Annotated in this window: 19 protein-coding genes and 2 tRNA genes; 6 read left to right on the top strand and 15 right to left on the bottom strand. The window is 75.3% G+C overall.

From position 1 onward, the window contains the following. The first annotated feature begins 248 nt into the window (after positions 1-248). Positions 249-1,724, top strand: a complete 1,476-nt coding sequence (locus ACFFKU_RS09140; RefSeq protein WP_380137343.1) for an NCS2 family permease — start codon at positions 249-251, stop codon at positions 1,722-1,724. A 16-nt stretch (positions 1,725-1,740) separates the two neighbouring features. Here ACFFKU_RS09140 and rsmD read toward each other — a convergent pair whose 3' ends face one another. Genes rsmD through ACFFKU_RS09110 form a run of 6 tightly spaced genes read right to left on the bottom strand, consistent with a single transcriptional unit; the run spans position 1,741 to position 9,035 of the window. After that, positions 1,741-2,319, bottom strand: coding sequence for a 16S rRNA (guanine(966)-N(2))-methyltransferase RsmD (gene rsmD, locus ACFFKU_RS09135; protein WP_380137342.1), 579 nt, complete (start codon positions 2,317-2,319; stop codon positions 1,741-1,743). Further along, a complete protein-coding gene (locus ACFFKU_RS09130) occupies positions 2,316-3,950 on the bottom strand; it encodes a DUF6297 family protein (protein ID WP_380137340.1) in 1,635 nt (544 codons plus the stop codon). Before ACFFKU_RS09130 ends, rsmD begins: the two co-directional genes overlap by 4 nt. Then, positions 3,947-4,678 carry an ABC transporter ATP-binding protein gene (locus ACFFKU_RS09125; protein ID WP_380137338.1) on the bottom strand — a complete coding sequence of 244 codons (732 nt, stop codon included), beginning with the start codon at positions 4,676-4,678 and terminating at the stop codon, positions 3,947-3,949. The genes ACFFKU_RS09130 and ACFFKU_RS09125 overlap by 4 nt, the downstream gene beginning before the upstream one ends. Then, positions 4,675-6,924, bottom strand: coding sequence for an ATP-dependent DNA helicase RecG (locus tag ACFFKU_RS09120; RefSeq protein WP_380137337.1), 2,250 nt, complete (start codon positions 6,922-6,924; stop codon positions 4,675-4,677). The genes ACFFKU_RS09125 and ACFFKU_RS09120 overlap by 4 nt, the downstream gene beginning before the upstream one ends. Before the next feature lie 9 nt (positions 6,925-6,933). Beyond that, on the bottom strand, positions 6,934-8,022 hold the full coding sequence (locus tag ACFFKU_RS09115) for a GGDEF domain-containing protein (RefSeq protein ID WP_380137336.1): 1,089 nt from the start codon (positions 8,020-8,022) through the stop codon (positions 6,934-6,936). Then, positions 8,019-9,035 carry a sensor domain-containing diguanylate cyclase gene (locus ACFFKU_RS09110; protein WP_380137335.1) on the bottom strand — a complete coding sequence of 339 codons (1,017 nt, stop codon included), beginning with the start codon at positions 9,033-9,035 and terminating at the stop codon, positions 8,019-8,021. Before ACFFKU_RS09110 ends, ACFFKU_RS09115 begins: the two co-directional genes overlap by 4 nt. 207 nt (positions 9,036-9,242) lie before the next feature. On the opposite strand from ACFFKU_RS09110, the gene rpmB reads away from it, so the two are divergent. Further along, the gene (gene rpmB / locus ACFFKU_RS09105; protein ID WP_380137333.1) at positions 9,243-9,428 is read left to right on the top strand and encodes a 50S ribosomal protein L28; all 186 of its coding nucleotides are present in this window, start codon (positions 9,243-9,245) and stop codon (positions 9,426-9,428) included. A gap of 101 nt (positions 9,429-9,529) precedes the next feature. On the opposite strand, the gene ACFFKU_RS09100 is transcribed toward rpmB, so the two are convergent. Continuing rightward, positions 9,530-10,480, bottom strand: a complete 951-nt coding sequence (locus tag ACFFKU_RS09100) for a thiamine-phosphate kinase (RefSeq protein WP_380137332.1) — start codon at positions 10,478-10,480, stop codon at positions 9,530-9,532. Positions 10,481-10,543: 63 nt separating this feature from the next. Between ACFFKU_RS09100 and ACFFKU_RS09095 the strand changes: the two genes are divergently transcribed. Further along, the gene (locus ACFFKU_RS09095; RefSeq protein ID WP_380137330.1) at positions 10,544-11,065 is read left to right on the top strand and encodes a DUF3515 family protein; all 522 of its coding nucleotides are present in this window, start codon (positions 10,544-10,546) and stop codon (positions 11,063-11,065) included. Between the two features lie 42 nt (positions 11,066-11,107). Here the strand turns inward: ACFFKU_RS09095 and ACFFKU_RS09090 are convergent, their stop codons facing one another. After that, a complete protein-coding gene (locus ACFFKU_RS09090; protein WP_380137328.1) occupies positions 11,108-12,259 on the bottom strand; it encodes a D-alanine--D-alanine ligase family protein in 1,152 nt (383 codons plus the stop codon). A gap of 44 nt (positions 12,260-12,303) precedes the next feature. Between ACFFKU_RS09090 and ACFFKU_RS09085 the strand changes: the two genes are divergently transcribed. Further along, a complete protein-coding gene (locus tag ACFFKU_RS09085; RefSeq protein WP_380138052.1) occupies positions 12,304-13,512 on the top strand; it encodes a trans-sulfuration enzyme family protein in 1,209 nt (402 codons plus the stop codon). 82 nt (positions 13,513-13,594) lie between these two features. On the opposite strand, the gene ACFFKU_RS09080 is transcribed toward ACFFKU_RS09085, so the two are convergent. Next, complete coding sequence (locus tag ACFFKU_RS09080) at positions 13,595-14,635, bottom strand: NAD(P)H-dependent glycerol-3-phosphate dehydrogenase (protein WP_380137327.1); 1,041 nt, start codon at positions 14,633-14,635, stop codon at positions 13,595-13,597. Positions 14,636-14,785: 150 nt separating this feature from the next. On the opposite strand from ACFFKU_RS09080, the gene ACFFKU_RS09075 reads away from it, so the two are divergent. Next, complete coding sequence (locus ACFFKU_RS09075; protein WP_380137326.1) at positions 14,786-16,327, top strand: helix-turn-helix domain-containing protein; 1,542 nt, start codon at positions 14,786-14,788, stop codon at positions 16,325-16,327. A 105-nt stretch (positions 16,328-16,432) separates the two neighbouring features. Here the strand turns inward: ACFFKU_RS09075 and ACFFKU_RS09070 are convergent, their stop codons facing one another. From ACFFKU_RS09070 to leuC, 3 genes are all read right to left on the bottom strand, one after another. Further along, a complete protein-coding gene (locus tag ACFFKU_RS09070; RefSeq protein WP_380137324.1) occupies positions 16,433-16,960 on the bottom strand; it encodes an HU family DNA-binding protein in 528 nt (175 codons plus the stop codon). Between the two features lie 269 nt (positions 16,961-17,229). Further along, entirely contained in the window at positions 17,230-17,838 is a 609-nt protein-coding gene (gene leuD / locus ACFFKU_RS09065) for a 3-isopropylmalate dehydratase small subunit (RefSeq protein ID WP_380137322.1), read from the bottom strand. Between the two features lie 29 nt (positions 17,839-17,867). After that, positions 17,868-19,298, bottom strand: coding sequence for a 3-isopropylmalate dehydratase large subunit (gene leuC, locus ACFFKU_RS09060; RefSeq protein ID WP_380137321.1), 1,431 nt, complete (start codon positions 19,296-19,298; stop codon positions 17,868-17,870). 58 nt (positions 19,299-19,356) lie between these two features. Here leuC and ACFFKU_RS09055 point away from each other — a divergent pair, with 58 nt between their 5' ends. After that, positions 19,357-20,091: an IclR family transcriptional regulator gene (locus ACFFKU_RS09055; protein WP_380137319.1), complete on the top strand. Its 735-nt coding sequence runs from the start codon at positions 19,357-19,359 to the stop codon at positions 20,089-20,091. Between the two features lie 102 nt (positions 20,092-20,193). Here the strand turns inward: ACFFKU_RS09055 and ACFFKU_RS09050 are convergent. From ACFFKU_RS09050 to gltX, 3 genes are all read right to left on the bottom strand, one after another. Then, positions 20,194-20,269 (bottom strand) — tRNA-Glu (locus tag ACFFKU_RS09050). Positions 20,270-20,367: 98 nt separating this feature from the next. After that, positions 20,368-20,439, bottom strand: a tRNA-Gln gene (locus ACFFKU_RS09045). Positions 20,440-20,550: 111 nt separating this feature from the next. Further along, positions 20,551-22,080, bottom strand: coding sequence for a glutamate--tRNA ligase (gltX, locus tag ACFFKU_RS09040; protein ID WP_380137317.1), 1,530 nt, complete (start codon positions 22,078-22,080; stop codon positions 20,551-20,553). Positions 22,081-22,285: the final 205 nt, after the last annotated feature.

Genomic DNA, 22,285 nt, shown 5'->3' with positions numbered 1-22,285 from the left:
CCTTCCCTTCCCATCCCCACCCCGCCCCTTCCCCACCGTGATCAAGGAATGAGTGCTCACCCACCCCGTCCGCCCCGCGTCGGGGTGCGACAGGAGTGAAGAACTTCCTTGATCACGGTGGGGTCGGGGTGGGTCGGGGGTGTGGTCGGAATGCGCAGGAACGGCGGCGATCCGTGGCACGATGCCGCCCTGGCCCCGCCGTCGCGGCCGCTCCCCCACCCCTCTCCGCTGCGCCCCGGAGGTCCTCGATGGCTGTCACCAGCACGCCACCCGCCCGCTCCGCCCTGGACCGGTACTTCCGGATCACCGAACGCGGCTCGACCGTCGGTCGGGAGGTCCGCGGGGGCCTGGCGACGTTCTTCACGATGGCCTACATCGTGGTCCTCAACCCGCTGATCATCGGCACCCAGCCCGACGGGACGGGCGCCTACCTCGGGGGCGGGTCGGCCCCGGACCTCGCCGCGGTCGCCGCCGGCACCGCACTGGTCGCCGGGGTCATGACCATCCTCATGGGCGTGGTCGCCAACTACCCGCTGGCGCTGGCGACCGGGCTCGGCCTGAACGCCTTCCTCGCCTTCGGGGTCGCCGCGCTGCCCGGGATGACCTGGGCCGACGCGATGGGCCTGGTGGTCCTCGAGGGGCTGCTCATCCTCGTGCTGGTCCTCAGCGGGTTCCGCGAGGCGGTCTTCCGGGCGGTCCCCGCCCAGCTCAAGACCGCGATCAGCGTGGGGATCGGGCTGTTCATCACCATCGTCGGCCTCGTCGACGCCGGCATCGTCCGCCCCGGCGCGGGCACCCCCCTGCAGCTGGGTGTCGGCGGCTTCCTGGCCGGGTGGCCCACCCTGGTCTTCGTGGTCGGGCTCGTCCTGATCATCGTGCTCTTCGCCCGCGGGGTCCGTGGGGCGATCCTCGGCGGCATCGTCGCCGCCACCGCGCTGGCCCTCGTCGTCGAGGCGGTCGCGAAGCTCGGCCCTCGCGTCGGCGCCGACGGCCAGGTCCGCGACCCGCTGGCCTGGGGCCTCAACGTCCCCGCCATCCCGGACTCCTGGGTCGACGTGCCCGACTTCGGGCTGCTCGGGCAGTTCAACCTGCTCGGCTCGTTCGACCGGATCGGCGTCGTCAGCGTCCTGCTGCTGGTCTTCACGCTCCTGCTCGCCGACTTCTTCGACACCATGGGGACGATGGTCGCCATCGGCAAGGAGGGCGACCTGCTCGACGCCGAGGGCAACCCGCCCCGGATGCGGCGCATCCTCGTCGTCGACTCCGTGGCCGCCGCGGCCGGCGGGGCGGCCGGGGTCTCCAGCAACACCAGCTACATCGAGTCCGCGACCGGGGTCGGCGAGGGCGCCCGCACCGGCCTCGCCAGCGTCGTCACCGGGGTCGCGTTCCTGCTCACGACGTTCCTCGCCCCGGTCGTCGGGATGGTCCCCTACGAGGCCGCGACCCCCGCGCTCGTCGTCGTCGGGTTCCTGATGATGACCCAGGTCAAGGAGATCAGCTGGGACGACCTGGAACTGGCCCTGCCGGCGTTCCTGACCATCGTCCTGATGCCGTTCACGTACTCGATCAGCGCCGGGATCGGCGCCGGCTTCCTCGCCTTCGTGCTGCTGAAGATCGTGCGCCGCAAGATCTCCGACGTGCACCCGCTCATGTGGGTGGTCGCCGGGTTGTTCGTCGTCTACTTCTGCATCGACCCGATCAGCTCGCTGCTCGGCGTCGCCTGAGCCGCGGCCGGGGCGGTCAGGGGGCCGTGGGCTCCTCGGCCGGCCCGGCCGTCCAGACGGCGGTCTCGCCGTACCCGCGTCGGCGCTCGCGCACCAGCCCGGACGGCCAGGTCGGTTCGGGGCTGCGTGCCGACCGCTCGACGACGACGAGCGCGTCCGGCGCCAGCAGGCCGACGAGCCGGGCCAGCACCGCGGCCAGCTCGTCCTCGCCGAGGGGGTAGGGCGGGTCGAGCAGCACGAGGTCCCAGCCGCCCCCGACCACGGCGGCGGGCGAGGCCAGGAACCGTTCGACCTTCTCGGCCACGACGGACACCCCGGGCAGCCCGAGCTCGCGGACGTTGCCGCGCGCGGCGGTCACCGCCGCCCGGGCGGCCTCCACCAGGACGACCCGTGCCGCCCCCCGGCTCGCCGCCTCCAGACCGAGTGCCCCCGACCCCGCGTAGAGGTCCAGGACGCGCGTGCCCGAGCACAGTCCCGCGGAGTCCAGCGCCGAGAACAGCGCCTCGCGCACCCGGTCGCTGGTGGGGCGGGTGGCCGAGCCCGCGGGCACCTGCAACCGGCGTCCCCCGGCCGCGCCGGCGACGATCCGGGTCACCGCTCGGCCCCCGCCCGGTGGGCCGCGTACCCCCAGGCGATCGCCACGGCCACGGCGGTGACGACGAGCTGGCCGAGCAGCAGCTGCTCGGGGACCGCGCGGGCCAGCAGCGCGAGCAGCACCGGCAGCGTCACGAGCAGGCCCACGTCCGGCCCCGTCGTCACCGCGGCGACGGCGCCGGGGGGCACCGCGCCCATGGCGGTGCTGACCGCGGGTCGGGACAGGTCCGGGTCGGGGCGCACGGCTCCGCGCAGGGCGGCGGCGGCCCACCCGGTCCCGGCCAGCGCGCCGAGGCAGGCCCAGTCCACGAACCGGCCCCCCACGTCGAAGCCCGCGGCCACCAGGGGCAGCGTGAGCGCCCCCCAGACCATCATCACCAGGGCGACGGGGACCAGCCGGACGAGCGGCAGCGTCGCCGTCGAGACGCCCAGGGCCCGTGACGCCGCCGGGGCCAGGGCCTGCCCGCGGGCCGGCTCGGACAGGCTCGTCGCCGCGGCGTAGCCGGCCAGCCAGAGCAGCACCGCCGCGGCCCCCCGGGGCGCCCCGGTCCCGGCCACCAGCACGAAGGGCAGCAGCCCGAGCGCGAGGGCGGTGAGCAGCCGGCGCGGCTGGCGAGCGAGAAGGGTGAGGTCGGCGGCCAGCACGGCCGACTCCGGGGTGCGCACCCAGCGGTAGCGACCGCCCACCCGACCGCGCCGCCGCCGCGGACCGGAGGGCTCGGCGGCGACCGCCCGGCCGAACTCGCGGACGTCGACCTGCAGGACCGAGCCCGAGGCCCGGCCCAGGCGGGCGGCCGCCGTGCGCAGCGCGGGGGTGCTCGTCCGGGCGACCGCCGCCGGGACCCGTGGCCCGACGGCGAGCAGGACCAGCAGACCGAGCAGGGCGAGGAGCCCGAGCGCCCCGAGGCCGACCCCGGGGGGCACCGCCTCCACCCCGAGGACCGCCGCGACGGTCAGGGCGAGGACGACCGCGAGCGCGACCGCGTCCAGCACCGTCCCGACGCGGGCCGAGGCGGCCGCCCCCGCCCGGATCACGACGGCGGCCAGCAGCAGCACCCCGGCCGCCCCGCACACCGCCCCCAGCAGCGCCCCGAGACCCAGGACGAGGGGCAGCGGCGTCGTCGCGGTCGGGGTGATCCAGGCCGCGAGCAGGCCCACGACGGCTCCGGCCCCGGCCCCGGCCACCGTCCGGCGCCGCAGCACGGGTCGGAGGAGGTCTCCGCGCTCCACCGGCAGCGACAGCCACCAGTGGGTGCGGGGCAGGTCCAGCCCCACCGGTCCGAGTCGGGCCAGCATCCCGAGCCCGAGCAGCAGCAGACCGAGCGCCAGACCCGCGGCCATCAGCGCCTCGCTCAGCCGCGTCCCTCCCCCGGCCCCGCCCGCGGCCCCGGCCTGCAGCGCCTGGCGCAACCGACCGGAGACCCCGAGCAGCAGCAGCGCGCCGATGCCGATCTCCAGGGCGACGGTGTACGCGTCGGTGACCGCGGCCCGCAGCCCGCGCAGCCGACGGCTGGGCGCGGCCTCGTCGACGAGCTCGCGCCCGCTGGGCAGGGGTCGGTCGGCTACCGGCCCGACGAGCCCCGTGACCGGGACGGGAGGCCGGGCCGGCGGCGGGACAGGGGGCGGGGTCACCCCTGCGCCACCGGCGCGGTGACGATCCGGGCCGCCTCGCCCGGGTCGACGACGGGGCAGTCCTCGGCCCCGCCGGCGTCGACGACCACGACGGCCCGGTCGGCGACACGGCGCAGCAGGACGGTGTCGTGCGTCGCCAGCAGCAGGGCCGTCCCCGCGTCGCGCTCGGCCGCGAGCCGCTCGGCCAAGGCCTCGCGCCCGGTCGGGTCCAGACGTTGCTCGGGTTCGTCGAGCAGCAGCAGGGCGCGGGGCCGGACGAGGGCCGCCGCCAGCAGCAGGCGCCGACGCTGCCCCGAGGAGAGCGCGGTGGGCAGCTGGTCGGCCTGCTCGGTGAGGGCCTGGCGCTCCAGCTCGGCGTCGACCACGTCGACCACGTCGCGCACCCCGTGCCCGCGCGCGACCAGCTCCAGGTGCTCGGCCACGGAGAGCTCCGGGAACCAGGCGTCCTCGTCGAGGACCGTGGCCACGTCGCGGCGGTAGGCCGAGGTCCGCTCGTCCAGGGCCTGCCCGCGCCAGCGGACGGTCCCGTCGAGCGGGGTCAGCAGCCCGGCGACCGCCTTGAGGACGGTGGACTTGCCGGCCCCGTTCGCGCCGACCAGGCAGACCGCCTCCCCCGGGGCGACGTCGACCGAGACCGGTGCGCAGACCGGGGACCCCGCGTAGCCGACGACGAGCCGGTGGATGCCGAGCCCCTCGGCGGGGGCGGGGGTCTCGGGACGAGGGCTCACGCGCGCTCCAGGAAGGCCTCGGTGCCGCCCTGCACGCGGGCGGCGACCGCGGCGGCGAGGACGGGGTGGTCGGTCAGGTCGGGGTCGGCGGCGACCAGCTCGCCGGCGGCCCGGCGGGCGGTCGCGATGACGTCGCCGTCCTCGAGCACGCGCAGCGCCTTCAGCGAGCTGCGCCGCCCCGACTGGGCGGCCCCCAGGACGTCGCCCTCGCGGCGCTGCAGGAGGTCCAGCCGGGCCAGCTCGAAGCCGTCGCGCGTCTTCTCCATGGCCGAGAGCCGGCGCCCGGCCGGGGAACCCGCCCCCGCCTCGGTCAGCAGCAGGCAGCTGCCGGGCAGGGTGCCCCGCCCGATCCGGCCCCGCAGCTGGTGCAGCTGCGACAGCCCGAACCGGTCGGCGTCGGCGATGACCATGACCGTGGCCCGGGGCACGTCGACGCCCACCTCCACGACGGTGGTCGCGACCAGCACGTCCAGCTCGCCCGCGGCGAACCGACCCATCACGTCGTCCTTCTCGGCGGCCGGCAACCGACCGTGAAGCACCCCGGTCCGCAACCCGGCGGTCGCGGGGTGCTCGCCGAGCATCCGGGTCAGGTCGGCGACGGCCAGCGGGGGGCGGCGACGCGCGGCCGCGGCGTCGTCGGGCATTTCCGGGGCCTCTCCGGTGCCGGGGTCGACGTCGGACCCGTCGACCTCGTCGAGCAGGGTCGCCCCCTCGCCGGTGGGGTCGTCGGCGTCGATCCGGGGGCACACGACGAAGGACTGGTGACCGAGCGCCGCCTGCTCGGCCACGAGCCGCCAGGTCCGGTCCAACCAGGCCGGCTTCTCGGCGACCGGGACGACGTGGGTGGCGACGTCGGCCCGACCGGGCGGGAGCTCGTCCAGCACCGAGGTCTCCAGGTCGCCGAACACGGTCATCGCCACGGTCCGCGGGATGGGGGTGGCGGTCATCACCAGCAGGTGGGGGACGCGACTCCCCTTGGCCCGCAGCCGGTCGCGCTGCTCGACCCCGAACCGGTGCTGCTCGTCGACGACGACCAGACCGAGGTCGGCGAACTGCACGTGCTCCTCCAGCAGCGCGTGGGTGCCGATGACGATCCCGGCCTCGCCCCCGGCCGCGGCGAGCAGGGCCTCGCGCCGGGCGGCGGTCGACTGCGACCCGGTGAGCAGGACCACCCGGGTCCCCCGGGTGTCGCCGCCGAGCATCCCGCCCGCCCCCAGCTCGCCGAGCATCGAGGTCACCGAGCGCAGGTGCTGGGCGGCCAGGACCTCGGTCGGGGCCAGCAGCGCGGCCTGCCCCCCGGCGTCGACGACCTGGAGCATGGCCCGCAGGGCGACCAGGGTCTTGCCGGAGCCGACGTCACCCTGCAGCAGGCGCTGCATGGGGTACCCGCGCTCCAGGTCGGCCGCGATCTCGTCCCCGACGGCCCGCTGGGCCCCGGTCAGGGTGAAGGGCAGGCGCTCGTCGAAGGCGACGGCGATCCCGGCGTTGACGCGGGGCCGCGGCTCGGCGGGCACCTGGGCCGCGGCGACCCGTCGCTGGGCCAGCGCGACCTGCAGGACGAAGGCCTCCTCGAACCGCAACCGCTGCAGCCCGGCCTCGAGGTGCTCGGGGCTGCGCGGCTGGTGCAGCGCCTCCCACATCGCCCGCGGGGCGAGCAGACCGGCCGTGGCCACGGTCTCGGCGGGCAGCGTCTCGGGCAGGTCGCCGAGGGTCGACAGGACCGTCGCGACGACCTTCTCGATCTTCCACTGCGGCAGCTTGCCGGTGGCCGGGTACAACGGGATCGGTTGCGCGGCAGCCCCTTCGGCGTCCTCGTCCTCGGTCTCCAGGACCTTGTAGTCGGGGTGGGCCAGCTGCCAGGAACCGTTGAAGACCGTCGCCCGCCCGGAGACGAGCACCAGGGTTCCGGGGCGCAGCACCTGCTGGCGCGGGATGAACTGCCCGACACGGCGGGCGAAGAAGGTCAGCGAGACCCCCTCGCGCCCGTCACCCACGACGACGCGCCAGGTGGCGAGGTTCTGCCGGGACTGCCGGGGCTGCGAGCTGGACTGCACCCGGGCCACGATCGTGACGTCCTGACCGACCTCGAGCTCGCTGACGGCGCTCGGCTCGGCCCGCGTGGCGTACCGGCGGGGCAGGTGCCAGAGCAGGTCGCGGACGGTCTCGACGCCGATCTCCTCGGCGATGCGCGCGGCCTCGGGGGCCGCGATGCCGCAGCTGGACAGCGGCGCGTCCAGCTCGTCCACCCCCGCAGGCTACTGCGCGGCGACGACGCCCCGACCCTCGGTCGGGTGGGTCACGGACGCGGCGGCGGAGCGCGGCGGCGGCACCCCCGTCCCGGCCTCGACGCGGTCGCGGCCCGCGGCCTTGGCGGCGTAGAGGGCGCGGTCGGCGCGGGCCAGCAGGGTCGCCGGGTCGTCGCCGGGACAGGACCCGGCCACCCCGACGCTGAGCGTCACCGGGTTGCCGGTGCGGAGCAGCTCCGCCGCGCCCGCGACCATGCCCCGCAGCTGCCGGGCGAGCCCCACGGCCACGTCCGGACCGTTGTCGGGCACCAGCAGGACCATCTCGTCGCCGCCGAGGCGGGCCGCGAGCAGCTCCGGGTGGTCCAGGCGCAGGGCGAGCAGCCGGTCGGCCACCGCCCGCAGCGCGGCGTCCCCGCCCTCGTGCCCGCCCCGGTCGTTGACCGCCGTGAAGTCGTCGACGTCGGCGAGCACCACGGCGCAGGAGGAGGGTCCGGCCAGCGCCTGCTCCAGCGCCGCCTCGAGGACGCGGCGGGTGGCGAGGCCGGTGAGGTCGTCGTGACCCGCGCGCCGGTGCAGCTCCTCCAGCAGCGCGAAGTGACGGCGACGCGCGCGCAGGACGAGCGCGACGACCCCGACGGCGAGCAGCGTGAAGGCGGGCAGGTCGCGTCCGAGTCCCGCCGAGCCCTCCAGGACGCCGAGCAGCAGGGCGTCGGCGGACACGGCCACGCCGGTCACCAGCCAGGCCGCCCGCCCCCGCAGGTGGTGCGCCGCGATGACCGGCGCCACCAGGAGGTAGATCTGACCGCCGAAGCTCGTGTCGTGGGTGAGCAGGTTCGCCGTCAGCGCGGCGAGGATCGTCCCGAGGTCCAGCAGCAGGGTCGTGCACGCGGGGACGTGCGCCGCCCGGACCACGAGCACCACCCCCAGCACCAGGACCAGGGGGGCGGCGACGTGCAGGACGACCGGCATCCACGGGTAGGGGCCGAGGCTGTCCGGGGTCACCCACGGCAGCACGAGCGAGACGGCGGCCCCCAGCAGGGGGAGGGCGGCGGCGAGCCGGACGGCCGCGACGGGCTCCCGGGGCGCCCACCACGTCATCGGGGCACCGCCGCGGGCACGGCGCGGCGCCGGTCGTCGGCGGGACCCACGACCCGGCCGCGACCGCCGGCCTTGGCCCGGTAGAGGGCCTCGTCGGCGCGACGGCTCAGCGAGGTCAGGGTGTCCTCGCGGCGGGAGACCGCGCAGCCGACGCTCACCGCGAGCCCGGCCTCGACGACCCGGCGCCCGACGGCCTCCCCGGCCACCACCGCGTCGTCGGCGTCCCCGCCGGCCAGGAACAGGGCGAACTCGTCCCCGCCGAGACGGACGGCCAGGTCGGCGGGCCCGGCGACCGCGCGCACGGCCTCCCCGGCGGCTCGCAGGGCCGCGTCGCCCGCGGCGTGGCCGCGCGTGTCGTTGAGGCGCTTGAGGTGGTCGAGGTCGACCAGCAGCAGCGCCCCGGGCGGGCAGGGCCGCACGGCGAAGGCCGCGGTCAGCACCCCCCGGGAGAGCAACCCGGTCAGCGGGTCCCGGTCGGCGAGCTCGCGCAGCTGCGCGACCTGCTCCTGCTCCCGCTCGACGCCGACGTTCAGGTAGGCCCCGAGCCCGCAGGCGACCGCGGCGAAGGGCAGCAGGTCGCGGCCCAGCCCGCCGCCCCCGGCGACGAGCAGGAGCAGGACGGCGTCCATGACGGTCACCAGCGCGGCGACCGTCCAGAACGCCCCCCGGGGCAGCAGGGCCGCGGTCAGCAGCGGCGGCAGCAGCAGGAAGAGCTGCGCGGCGAAGCTGACGTCGTGCGTGTTGAGGTTCGCGACGAGGGTGACGCCGACCAGCAGGACCGTCACCAGCAGCGGGAGCGGGGCGGGCGCGTGGGCGCCGACGCGCAGCAGCACGGCCCCGCAGGCGACCACGACGAGCTGCGACACCAGGACGATGCGCGCCCCCGCCCCGCCGGGGCCGAGGACGCTGTGGTCGAAGACGGCCATCAGGACCGAGATCGAGGCGCCCACCAGGCAGACCGCGCCGAGCGCGCGGCTCGTCGTCGCCCGGTCCCGGGGGGCCCACCACCTCATGGCCCGGAACATCGGAGCATGATCGGCCCCGCTTGACGCCGGAGGGGCCCGGACCACCCGCTCGGGCGCAGTTCGCCCGCACCCGGACCGCTGGGCTATGGTTGTCCGCGGTGTCCGAACGGGCGCCGCCCGTCCCCGTCAGGTCCGGCCTCTCCGGCGTGCCCGCGGTGACGACCACCTCATCGGATCGACCCCAGGAGTTTCCCCGTGGCTGCCAACTGCGACGTCTGCGCCAAGGGCCCTGGCTTCGGCAAGAGCGTCTCGCACTCGCACCGGCGTACCAACCGCATGTGGCTCCCGAACATCCAGCGGGTCCGGGCCACCGTCAACGGTTCGCCGAAGCGTCTCAACGTGTGCACCTCCTGCCTGAAGGCGGGCAAGGTCACGCGCTGACCCCTTGTGCCGGTAGTACCCGCACCACCAGGAAGGGCCGTCTCCCCCGGGAGGCGGCCCTTCCTGGTTCCCGGGGTCGGGTCGGCCCGTCGCGGTGCGGGTCAGCCCCCGAAGTGGTCCCACCCGACGCCGGACCCGCTCCACCGGACCCCGTCGACGAGGACGGCACCTGGGCCGACCCGCACCGACCCGATCACGCGGAACCCGTCGGGGAGGTCGGCCCCGGCGGCGAAGGTGCCGAGCAGGCCGTGGTCCTCACCCCCGGTCAGCACCCACCCCTCGGCCGTCGACGCCTCCACCCCCGCCTCCGCGGCCAGGTGGTCGGCGGCCGCGCGCAGGGGCCCGGCGCCCAGGTGCAGGTCGAGGACGACCCCGCTGGCCGCGGCGATCCGCCCGGCGTCGCGCAGCAGCCCGTCGCTGACGTCCATGAGCGCGTGCGCCCCGGCGCGGGCGGCGGCCGGGCCGAGGGACAGCGGCGGGGCGGGGCGACGGTGGGCCTCGACGAGCGCTCCCCCGGACCCACCGGCCAGCAGGGCCGCGAGCCCCCCGGCCGAGCGTCCCGGCTCGGTCCCGGCGAGCACGACGACGTCACCGGCCCGGGCCCCGGAGCGCAGCAGCGGCGGGCGGCCGGCGAGGTCGCCGAGCGCGGTCACCGACACGACGATCTCGCTCGCCCCGGAGAGGTCGCCGCCGACGACGACCGTCCCGAAGTGCCGGCAGGCCGCCGCGAGACCGGCGGCGAAGTCCTCGACCCAGGCGACCGGGAGGTCCCCCGGCAGGCCCAGGGAGACCAGCAGCCCGGTGGCGGTGGCCCCCATCGCGGCCACGTCGGCCAGGTTCTGCGCGGCCGCCTTCCAGCCCACGTCGGCCCCGCTGGACCAGTCCCGCCGGAAGTCGCGGCCCTCGACCAGGACGTCGGTCGTGGCCACGACCCGGCCGTCGGGGGCGGCGAGGACGGCGGCGTCGTCCCCCGGGCCGAGCAGCGCCTCGGTGGGCAGCAGCGGGATCACCCGGGCCAGCAGTCCGGCCTCGCCCAGTTCCTCGACCCGCACCCGCCGCACCCCTCCCTCGCCCCCTCACCCGGCGCGCGGGAGCGGTCGGCCACACTACGTGCCGTGCCCCGCCCCGCCGACGACACCACCCCCACCGCGCGGCCCGGGGTCTCCCGGGTCGCGGTCGCGGTGGTCGTGGCCGCCGTCGTGGGCGTCGGCGCGTGGGCCTTCCTGTCCTCCTCGCGCGGGGTCGAGGCGGCCCCCGACGGCACCGACCCGGCCTGCGCCGAGGTCCTGGCCGCGCTGCCGGGGTCGCTGGCGGGCCTGCCCCGCACCCCGCAGGGGGCGGCCGGGGTCGCTGTCTGGGGCGCCGAGGGCGTCGTCCTGCGCTGCGGTGCGGCCGTCCTCGGCCCGACCGAGAAACCGTGCCTGCCGATCGGCCCGGACGCCGCGCGCAGCGTCGACTGGGTGCTGGACGCCGAGAACGACCGGGCGGCCCGGTTCCTCACGTTCGGCCGCGACCCGGCCGTGGAGGTCACCGTGGACACCCGCGTCACGCGGACGACCGTGGCCGACGCCCCTTCGGTCCTGGTGGACCTCGCCGACGCGGTCTCGACGGTCCGGCAGACCCGCACCTGCGTGTGAGCCCGGCCCGCGTCCTGGCCCGCGACGGACCCCGCGCGGGCCTCAGCGCAGACCGGTGGGCCGTCCCAGCGCGGTGCGTAGCAGCCGGTCGACCAGGTCGGGGTAGTCGACCCCGGTCGCCGCCCACATCCGCGGGTACATCGAGAACGGGGTGAAGCCGGGCATCGTGTTGATCTCGTTGACCACGATCCCCTCGGCCCCCTCGGTGGCCCGGAAGCGCTCGACGTCGACGAACAGGTCGACGCGGGCCAGGGTCTCGGCGCCCATCGCCTCGAACACCGCGACCGCCGTGGCCCGGACGGCGTCGGAGACCGCCTCGGGCAGGTCGGCGGGGCAGCTGAGGCGGACGGACCCCTCGTCGAGGTACTTCGCCTCGAAGTCGTAGAAGTCGTGCCCGCCGAGGAGCTCGATCTCGCCGGGGACGCTGGCCCGCAGTCCGGTGTCGGGGTCGTCGAGGACCCCGCACTCGACCTCGCGGCCCGTGACCAGCGCCTCCACGACGATCTTGGGGTCGTGGGCGGCGGCCTCGGCGACCGCGGCGGCCAGGGCGTCGGGCCCGGGGACCTTGGAGATGCCGATGCTCGACCCGGCCCGGGCGGGCTTGACGAACACCGGGTAGCCGAGGGCCTCGACCGCGGCCCGGCAGCCCGCCTCGTCCAGGGCCCAGCGACGGGCGGAGAACGAGGTCCACGGGCCGACCGCGAGCCCGGCCCCGGCGAGCAGCACCTTCATGGCCTGCTTGTCCATGCTGACCGCGCTGGCCAGGACCCCGGATCCGACGTAGCGGGTGTCGGAGAGCTCCAGCAGACCCTGCAGGGTCCCGTCCTCGCCGAACGGCCCGTGCAGCAAGGGCAGCACGACGTCGACCCGTCCCGCGGCGGGGTGCGCGGGGTCGGCGAGCACCAGCAGCGCACCGGAACCGGCCTCCTGGGCCAGCGCCACCTCGGGCCCGCCGGCAGGGACCTCGGGCAGCTGCTGCCCGCGCAGCCGCAGGGCGTCGGGGTCGTCGGCCACCAGCACCCAGCGTCCCGTCGGGGTGATCCCGACGGGGACGACGTCGTAGGCGTCCCGGTCGATCGCGGCGAGGACGCCCGCCGCGGTCACGCAGCTGATCGCGTGCTCGGAGGAGCGGCCGCCGAAGAGGACGACCACCCGGGGTTTCGGCTCACGGGCCGCGCCGCTTCCTGGACTCATCGGGGCGTGACCCTACCGTCGCCCCGGTGTGGTTGGGTTCTGCCGTGCCGGACCTCACCCCCACCTCCCCCGACGCCCAGGACGGCGGCCGCGACCGCGCGCTCACCCCGGAGACGCTGGCCGTCGTGGCCGGACGACCCGCGCGGGGCGCCGACGCGCAGCTGAACACCCCCGTCTCGCTGACCTCGACCTACATGGGCGGTGGCTCGCTCACCGACCCGGCGGGCACGGCACTGGGCTACGCGCGCTTCGGCAACCCCACGTGGTCGGCCCTGGAGGAGGCGCTCGGCGTCCTCGAGGGCGGACGGGCGCTGACCTTCGCCTCCGGCATGGGCGCGGTCGCGGCCGCCCTGCACCTCGTCCCGGCCGGCGGCACGGTCCTGCTGCCGCACGGGGCCTACAACGGCACCCACGCCCTCTCGCAGCTCCTGCTCGAGCAGCAGCGCCTCGCCGTCGGACTGGTCGACCTCACCGACCTCGACGGCGTCCGCGCGGCGCTGGCCGACGCCGCCGGCCCGACCCTGCTCTGGGTGGAGTCCCCGACCAACCCGCTGCTGGAGGTCGCCGACATCGCCGCGCTGACCGCGCTGGCGCACGAGGCCGGGGCCCTCGTGGCGGTGGACAACACCTTCGCGACCCCCCTGCTGCAGCGACCGCTGGCCGCGGGGGTCGACGTGGTCGTGCACTCGGTGACCAAGTTCCTCTCCGGGCACTCCGACGTGGTGCTCGGCGCCGTCGTGCTGCCGCCCGCGGGCACCCCCGGGGCCGACGAGCGGCACGCGGTGGTCCTGCGCCACCGCACGCTGCACGGCGCGATCCCCGGGCCGCTGGAGGCCTTCCTGGCCCTGCGCGGGCTGCGGACGCTCCCCCTGCGGCTGCGGCAGTCGCAGGCGAGCGCCGCCGAGCTGGCCCGCCGACTGCAGCACCACCCCGCGGTCACCCGCGTGCGCCACCCCTCCCTGCCCGACGACCCCGGGCACGAGCTGGCCCGCCGCCAGATGGACGGCTTCGGGGCGATCGTGTCCATCGAGGTGCTGGGGTCGCGAACCGCCGCCGACGCCGTGGTCGACGCCGTCCGCCTCTGGGTCCCCGCGACCAGCCTGGGCGGGGTCGAGTCGCTCATCGAGCGCCGCCGCCGCCACGCCAGCGAACCGCACGTGGTCCCCGAGGACCTGCTGCGCCTCTCGGTCGGCGTCGAGGATGTCGAGGACCTCTGGCGCGACCTCTCCCGGGCCCTGGACACCATCCGCTGACCACCTCTCCCCCTCCCCCCACGCCCCCGCGATCAAGGAATCCTGGGGCCGAGATTCCTTGATCACGGGGTGAGGGTGAGGGTCAGGGGCCGTCGAGGGTCCGGGTGCGCGAGAGCAGACGTTCGGCGCCCTCGGCGGCGGTGGTCCGGCCCTCGACCAGGGCGACGACCTCGACGGTGATCGGCATCCGCACGCCGGCCGCGCGGGCCCGGGCCAGGACGGCGGGGGCTGAGGCAACCCCCTCGGCGGTCCCGCGGGCGGCGAGGAGCGCCTCCGCCGTGCTCGCACCCCGCCCGAGCGCGATCCCGGCGCGGTGGTTGCGCGACAGCGGCGAGGCGCAGGTCGCCACGAGGTCGCCCACCCCGGCGAGGCCGGCGAACGTGGACTCGTTGGCCCCCAGGGCGAGTCCCAGTCGGGTGGTCTCGGCGAGCCCGCGGGTGAGGATCGCGGCCCGGGCGTTGGCCCCGTGCCCGGCCCCCTCGGTGATCCCGACGGCGAGCGCCACGACGTTCTTGCAGGCCCCGGCGATGTCCACGCCGATCCGGTCGGTGGACAGGTAGGGCCGGAAGACGGGGGTCGTGCAGAGGTCGGCCACCCGGTGGGCGACGTCCTCGTCGACGCAGGCCAGGACGGTCGCGGCGGGGTCGCGGGCCGCGATCTCGGCGGCCAGGTTCGGCCCGGACAGCGCGACGACGCGGTCCTCGGGGACGCCCGAGGCCTCCAGCACGACCTCGGTGGCGAACCGTCCGGTCGCGGTCTCGACCCCCTTGGCCAGCGAGACGACCGGCACGGCCGGGATGCGTCCGGCCCAGCCCGTGAGCTGCTCGCGCAGCCGCTGCAGCGGCACGGCCAGGACGACCAGCTCGACACCGTCGAGCGCCACGCCCACGTCCGCCGTGGCGGACACGGTCGGCGGCAGGACGACCCCGGGCAGGTAGTCGGGGTTCTGCGGGCGCAGCGGGTCGCGGCCGATCCGCGCGGCCAGCTCGGGTCGGCGGGCCCAGAGCCGGACGTCGGCGCCGGCGTCGGCCAGCACCAGGGCCATCGCGCTGCCCCAGGCCCCGGCTCCGAGGACGGCGACGCGGGGACGGACGGGTGCGCCCTGATGCGCCGCGGCGGTCATGCGTGTCACGCTATCGATCGGGCCCCGGGTGGGCCCGGCGCCCCGGGAGGTGGCCCACGCCGACGGCGGGGCGGCGCGACACGCCCGACATCCGTGCTCAGCGCAAACGGGAATGCCCGATTTATCTCATGCGTGAGTTACCGTCGGGGCATGGCAGTCACCACCGAGCCCACGGCCGACCACCTCGCCCAGATCGGGGCCCTGATCCGCGACGCCCGCCGGCATCGCGGTCTGACCCAGGTCCAGCTGGCCGAACGCCTGGGCACCAGCCAGAGTGCCGTGCACCGCATGGAGCAGGGTCAGCAGAACGTCTCGATCGACATGCTGCAGCGCGTCGGGCACGCCCTGCAGGACGACATCGTCTCGATCGGGCGTCCCTCCCCCACCCACCTGCGGGTGCAGGGCGCGGCCCAGCTCTCCGGCAGCATCGCCGTGAAGAGCTCCAAGAACGCGGGTGTGGCGCTGCTCTGCGCCGCCCTGCTCAACCGCGGCCGGACGACGCTGCGCGGGGTGGCCCGGATCCTGGAGATCCACCGCATCCTCGACGTGCTCGGCAGCATCGGGGTGAAGTACACCTGGATCAACGAGGCCGACCTGGTCCTCGACGTCCCGGACTCCCTCGACCTCGACGCCATGGACGTCGAGACGGCGGTGCGCACCCGCAGCATCATCATGATGCTGGGCCCGCTGCTGCACCGCTACGACACCTTCCAGCTCCCCTACGCCGGCGGTTGCGACCTCGGCACCCGGACCGTCGAGCCGCACATGGTGGCGCTGCGCCCGTTCGGCCTGACCGTCACGGCCACCACCGGCGCGTACCACGCGACCGTGCAGCGCATGCACCCCCAGCGCCCCATCGTGCTGACCGAGCGCGGCGACACCGTGACCGAGAACGCGCTCATGGCCGCGGCGCGGGCCGAGGGCGTCACCGTCATCCGCAACGCCAGCCCGAACTACATGGTCCAGGACCTCTGCTTCTTCCTGGAGCAGCTCGGCGTCCGCATCGAGGGCATCGGCACCACGACCCTGACCGTGCACGGCGTGCCCGACATCGCCGTCGACGTGGACTACTCCCCCTCCGAGGACCCGGTCGAGGCGATGAGCCTGCTGACCGCGGCCATCGTCACCCACTCCGAGCTGACCGTGACCCGGGCGCCGATCGAGTTCCTCGAGATCGAGCTGGCGATCCTGGAGGAGATGGGACTGCGCTACGACCTGACGCCGGAGTACGCCGCGGCCAACGGTCGCACGCGCCTGGTCGACATCACCGTGCACCCCTCGGAGCTGCGGGCGCCCATCGACAAGATCCACCCGATGCCGTTCCCGGGGCTCAACATCGACAACCTGCCGTTCTTCGCGGTCATCGCGGCCTGCGCCGAGGGGTCGACCACGGTGCACGACTGGGTCTACGACAACCGCGCGATCTACCTGACCGAGCTGAACCGGCTCGGCGCCCACGTGAAGCTGCTCGACCCGCACCGCGTGCTCGTCGAGGGCCCGACCCGCTGGCGCGGGGCCGAGGTCGTCTGCCCGCCGGCGCTGCGCCCGGCCGTGGTGCTGCTGCTGGCCATGCTGGCCGCCAAGGGCACCTCGGTGCTGCGCAACGTCGACATCATCGCCCGCGGCTACGAGCAGCTCGCCGAGCGGCTCTCCGAGGTCGGTGCGCGGATCGAGACGTTCCGCGACATCTGATCCCCGCGGGCCCGACGGGCCCCGCGAACGACGGACGCCCCGTCCCCTCCGCGTGGAGGGGACGGGGCGTCTCGGGTGGTGGACCCCCGTGGGGCCGGTCGGCGCTCAGGCCTTCTTGGCCGTGCGGCGGGCCGGGGCCGCCTTCTTGGCCGCCGGGGCGGCCGTGGTGCTGGCGCGGCGCGGTGCGGCCGCGGTCTTGGCGGTGGTGGCGCGGACGGCCGCCTTGCGCACCGGGGTCGCCGCGGCGGTCTTGCGGGTGGCGGCGGTCTTCGTCGCCGGGGCGGGGGCCGCCGCGGTCCTGGCCGGCGCGGCCGCGCCGTTCTTCTCCTTCAGCGAGGCCGTGTAGGCCCGCAGCGCCTTGGAGTCGGAGACGACCTCCTTGAACGCGGTGCCCGGGCGGAACCGCGGGACCGAGGTCTTCTTGATCTTGACGGCCTCCCCGGTGCGGGGGTTGCGGCCGGTGCGGGCGTTGCGCGCCTGCTTCTCGAAGGTGCCGAACCCGCTGATGGCCACCTTGTCACCCTTGGCCACGGTCAGCGTGATGAGCTCCACGACGGCCTCGACCGCGGCCGTGGCCTGCTTGCGACCGCCGAGACGGCCTTCGAGCGCATCGACCAGTTCCGCCTTGTTCACGGTGCTCCTCCTGAAGGGGCGGCCTCGCCCCTGCCGGTTGTCCTTGCCGCGCAGACGATGCGCAGGGCCGAGCGGGAGCCCGACAGGACACGACGGTACGACCGACGGGCACGCGCGTCCACACGCAGCGGCGTCGCGACTCCTTGCGCCGCAACGGGGGTGCCGACCCCCGGGACCCGGTCCGCCATCCGGCGGACGCACCCTCCCCGGACGCGACGAGGGCCGGGAACCGTTGTCGCGCAACGATTCCCGGCCCTCACGAGGACGACTCAGCCGGCGCTGGGCACCGGCAGCGTCCGCGGTTTGAAGCTCGGGCGGGCGGCCTCGAACTCGTTGATCGCCTCGGCGTGGCGCAGGGTCAGACTGATGTCGTCCAGACCCTCCATGAGCCGCCAGCGGACGTAGTCGTCCACCTCGAAGGGCACCGTGAGGTCCTGCACGGTGGCGACCCGCTCGACCAGGTCGACGCGGACCTCGGTGCCCGGGTGGGCCTCCAGCGCCTTCCACAGCAGTTCGACGTCGCTCTGCGACACGACCCCGGTCAGCAGCCCCTGCTTGCCGGAGTTGCCGCGGAAGATGTCGGCGAACTTGGGCGAGAGGACCGCGCGGAACCCGTAGTCGCGCAGCGCCCACACGGCGTGCTCGCGCGAGGACCCCGTCCCGAAGTCGGCGCCGGCCACGAGGACGGAGCCGTCGCGGTAGGGCTCCTGGTTGAGGACGAAGTTCTCGTCGCCTCGCCACCCGGCGAACAGGGCGTCCTCGAAGCCGGTCTTGGTGACCCGCTTGAGGTAGACGGCGGGGATGATCTGGTCGGTGTCGACGTTGGTGCGCCGCAGCGGGACGCCGACGCCGGTGTGGACCTGGAACTTCTCGTTCACGGACTGCTGCCTTCCTCTCGGGGCCGCGCTCAGACCAGGGCCCCGGCCACGGCCGGGACGTCCAGGTCGGAGGGCGAGGACAGGGTGCCGCGCACCGCGGTGGCGGCCGCGACCAGCGGGGACACCAGGTGGGTGCGGCCCCCCTTGCCCTGCCGGCCCTCGAAGTTGCGGTTGGACGTGGACGCGCACCGCTCACCCGGGGCGAGCTGGTCGGGGTTCATGCCGAGGCACATGGAGCACCCGGCGAAGCGCCACTCCGCCCCGAACTCCTGGAAGACCTTGTCCAGCCCCTCGGCCTCGGCCTGCAGCCGGACCCGCGCGGAGCCGGGGACGACCATGACCCGCACCGAGTCGGCCTTCGTCCGGCCGCGGACGACCTCGGCGGCGGCGCGCAGGTCTTCGATCCGGCCGTTGGTGCAGGAGCCGATGAACACCGCGTCGACCGCGATGTCGCGCATCGGCGTACCGCCCGCCAGGTCCATGTACTCCAGGGCGCGCTCGACGGCCAGCCGCTCGCCGTCGTCGCCGACCTCCTCGGCCACCGGGACGGTCCCGGACAGCGGGACACCCTGGCCCGGGTTGGTCCCCCAGGTCACGAACGGTTCGATCTCCTCGCCCTGCAGGACGATCTCGGCGTCGAACTCGGCGTCGTCGTCGGTCGAGAGCGTCCGCCAGTACTCGACCGCGGCGTCCCAGTCGGCCCCCGTCGGGGCGTGGTCGCGGCCCTGCAGGTAGGCGAACGTGGTCTCGTCGGGGGCCACCATGCCGGCGCGCGCCCCGGCCTCGATCGACATGTTGCAGATCGTCATGCGGCCTTCCATGGACAGCGCCCGGATGGCCTCGCCGCGGTACTCCAGGACGTAGCCCTGCCCGCCGCCGGTCCCGATCCGGGCGATGACGGCGAGGATGACGTCCTTGGCGGTGGTGCCGGGCTTGAGCCGGCCGTTCACCGTGATCGCCATGGTGCGGAACGGCTTGAGCGGCAACGTCTGGGTCGCCAGGACGTGCTCGACCTCGCTGGTCCCGATCCCCATCCCCAGGGACCCGAAGGCGCCGTGGGTGGAGGTGTGGGAGTCGCCGCAGACGACCGTCATCCCCGGCTGGGTCAACCCGAGCTGGGGGCCGACGACGTGGACGATCCCCTGCTCGGCGTCGCCGAGCGAGTGCAGCCGCACGCCGAACTCCGCGCAGTTCTTGCGCAGCGTCTCGATCTGCACGCGCGAGGTGAGGTCGGCGATCGGCTTGTCGATGGCGACCGTCGGGGTGTTGTGGTCCTCGGTCGCGATGGTGAGGTCCAGGCGACGGACCGGGCGACCGGCGAGGCGGAGACCGTCGAAGGCCTGCGGGCTGGTCACCTCGTGGACGAGGTGGAGGTCGATGAACAGCAGGTCCGGCTCGCCGTTCTCACCCTTGCGGACGACATGGTCGTCCCACACCTTCTCGGCCAGCGTGCGTCCCACGGCCGCCTCCGTCCTGTCGTCACTTGCGTCTCACTGGTTGAGACGTCAGTATCGGTACGTGGACAAGGGTACCGGAGTCAGCGGCGTCGGGGTACTGGACAAGGCCGTGCTGGTGCTGGGGGCTCTGGAGGCCGGTCCGGCCAGCCTGGCCCAGCTGGTCACCGCGACCGGCCTGGCCCGGCCGACCGCCCACCGGCTCGCCGTCGCCCTGGAGCACCACCGCCTCGTGGGCCGCGACCTGCAGGGCCGCTTCGTCCTGGGCGACCGGCACGCCGAGCTCGCGGCCGCCGCCGGCGAGGACCGGCTCGTCGCGGTCGCCGGACCCCTGCTGGTGACCCTGCGCGACGAGACCAACGAGAGCGCCCAGCTGTACCGCCGGCACGGCGAGCACCGGGTCTGCATCGCGGTCGCCGAACGGCTGCACGGGCTGCGCGACACGGTCCCGGTCGGGGCCTCGATGACCATGAACGCGGGCTCCGCCGCGCAGGTCCTGGTCGCCTGGGACGACCCGCAGCGCCTCGCCGTCGAGCTGCACGCCTCCCGCTTCGACGCGGCCACCCTCGCCGGGGTGCGACGACGCGGGTGGGCGCACAGCGTCGGCGAGCGGGAGACGGGGGTCGCCTCGGTCTCCGCGCCCGTCCGCGGCCCCTCGGGTCGGGTCGTGGCGGCGGTCTCGGTCTCCGGACCCGCCGAGCGGCTGGGCCGGCACCCGGGCCGGCGGCACGCCGAGGCCGTGCTGCGCACCGCGGCCGCCTTCACCGCCGCCCTGCGCCCGACCGACGCCCCTGGCTGACCAGGGCCACCAGCTCGTCGGCCCCTCCGACCGACCGGCACCTGCCCCGGCGAACGTCCCAGAACACGAAGAAGGCCCCCGGTCGCTGACCGGGGGCCTTGCTGGTAGCCCCGACGGGATTCGAACCCGCGCTACCGCCGTGAGAGGGCGGCGTGCTAGGCCGCTACACAACGGGGCCCTAGCTGACGCTTGAGACTCTGATTCAGAATCGTTGTCCTGCAGCGCTTTTCGCTCCGCAACCTTACCACGGCCGGAACCGGGGTCTTGCCGCAGAAGCTGGGGTACCAGGACTCGAACCTAGACTAACTGAACCAGAATCAGTCGTGCTGCCAATTACACCATACCCCATGGTGAGATCCCGACCGGCGAACCGCCCGGGTGCGTCCCGAACTCTAACGGAGGTCCGGGCCCTTCCCAAATCGGCGGGGCGGGCCCGGACCTGAGCCGTTCTCGTGACCGTCAGGCCAGCCGGGAACGCAGCGCGCGCAACCGGGCCAGGCTCACGTCCCGGCCGAGGATCTCCATCGACTCGAACAGCGGCGGGGAGACGCGACGACCGGTGATCGCGACGCGCAGCGGCGCGAAGGCGAACTTGGGCTTGACCCCGAGCCCGTCCACGACCGCGGCCCGCAGCGCCGCCTCCAACGCCGGGGTGCTCCACTCCGGCAGGTCCGCCAGCGCGGCCAGCGACGCGTCCAGGACGGCGGCGGCCTCGGGGCGCAGCGCGGCGAACGCGTCCTCCTCGACGACGACCTCGTCGACGAACAGGAACCCGAGCATCCCCGGGGCCTGCCCCAGCAGGGTCATCCGCTCCTGCACCAGTGGCGCGGCCGCGGCGAGCACGGCCCGCTGGTGCTCGTCCGGCTCGGCGGGCAGCACCCCGGCCGCCACCAGGTAGGGCACCAGCCGGTCGCGGAAGTCCTCCGGTGCCAGCCGCCGCAGGTGCTGGGCGTTGATCGCCTCGGCCTTGGCCGGGTCGAAACGGGCGGGCGAGGCGTTGACGTCGACGACGTCGAAGGCCTCGACCAGCTCGGCCACGCTGAACACGTCGCGGTCCTCGGCGATCCCCCAGCCGAGCAGGGCCAGGTAGTTCAGCAGGCCCTCGGCCACGAACCCGCGGTCACGGTGGTGGAACAGGTTGGACTGCGGGTCGCGCTTGGAGAGCTTCTTGTTGCCCTCCCCCATCACGTAGGGCAGGTGCCCGAACCGCGGGGCGGCCGGCGCGACCCCGATGTCGACCAGCGCGTCGTAGAGCGCGAGCTGGCGCGGCGTGGAGGACAGCAGGTCCTCCCCGCGCAGGACGTGGGTGATGCCCATGAGGGCGTCGTCGACGGGGTTGACCAGCGTGTAGAGCGGCTCCCCGTTGGCCCGCACCAGGACCGGGTCCGGGAAGGAGCCGGCCTTGAACTCGATCCGGCCGCGCACCAGGTCGTCGAAGGAGTAGTCGCGGTCGGGCACGCGCAGGCGCAGGGTGGCCTCGCGGCCCTCGGCCCGGAACGCCGCCACCTGCTCGGCGGTGAGGTCGCGGTCGGCGTTGTCGTAGCCGAGCACCGGTGGGCGGCCCGCGGCGACGTGGCGGGCCTCGATCTCGGCCGCGGTGGAGTACGACTCGTACAGGTGCCCGGCCTCGCGCAGCCGACGCACGACGTCGGCGTAGATCTCGCGCCGCTGCGACTGCCGGTAGGGACCGTGCGGCCCCCCGACGTCGATGCCCTCGTCCCAGTCCAGCCCGAGCCAGCGCAACGCCTCCAGGATGAGCCCGTAGCTCTCCTCGGAGTCGCGGGCCGCGTCGGTGTCCTCGATCCGGAACACCAGGGTGCCGCCCGTGTGCCGGGCGTAGGCCCAGTTGAACAGGGCGGTCCGGATCAGCCCGACGTGCGGGGTCCCGGTCGGCGAGGGGCAGAACCGCACCCGGACCGGCGTGGTCTCGTCCGGGGTGGGCGCGGGGGGCGGGGTGGCGGCGGGGCTCGCGGCGGGGGTCTCAGACATGGCCGCCCCAGGCTAGTACCGCCGACCCGGGACGGTCCGGGGTGCAGGGGTTGGTCGGGCGCCCGAGGTCGTGGCAGCGTGGACCGCAGCGAGGCCCCTTCCGTTCCCGGACGCGCCCGACGAACCGTCGAGAGGCGCCACCATGGCCACCGCAGCCACCCCACCGCAGCCGACATCCGCCACGACACCCGCGATGACGACCGCG

The organism is Kineococcus gynurae (genome assembly GCF_042433995.1).
GTDB classification, from domain to species: Bacteria; Actinomycetota; Actinomycetes; order Actinomycetales; family Kineococcaceae; genus Kineococcus; species Kineococcus gynurae.
Note: the sequence above shows the minus strand (reverse complement) of the source record. Positions and strands in the feature narration are given on the sequence as shown.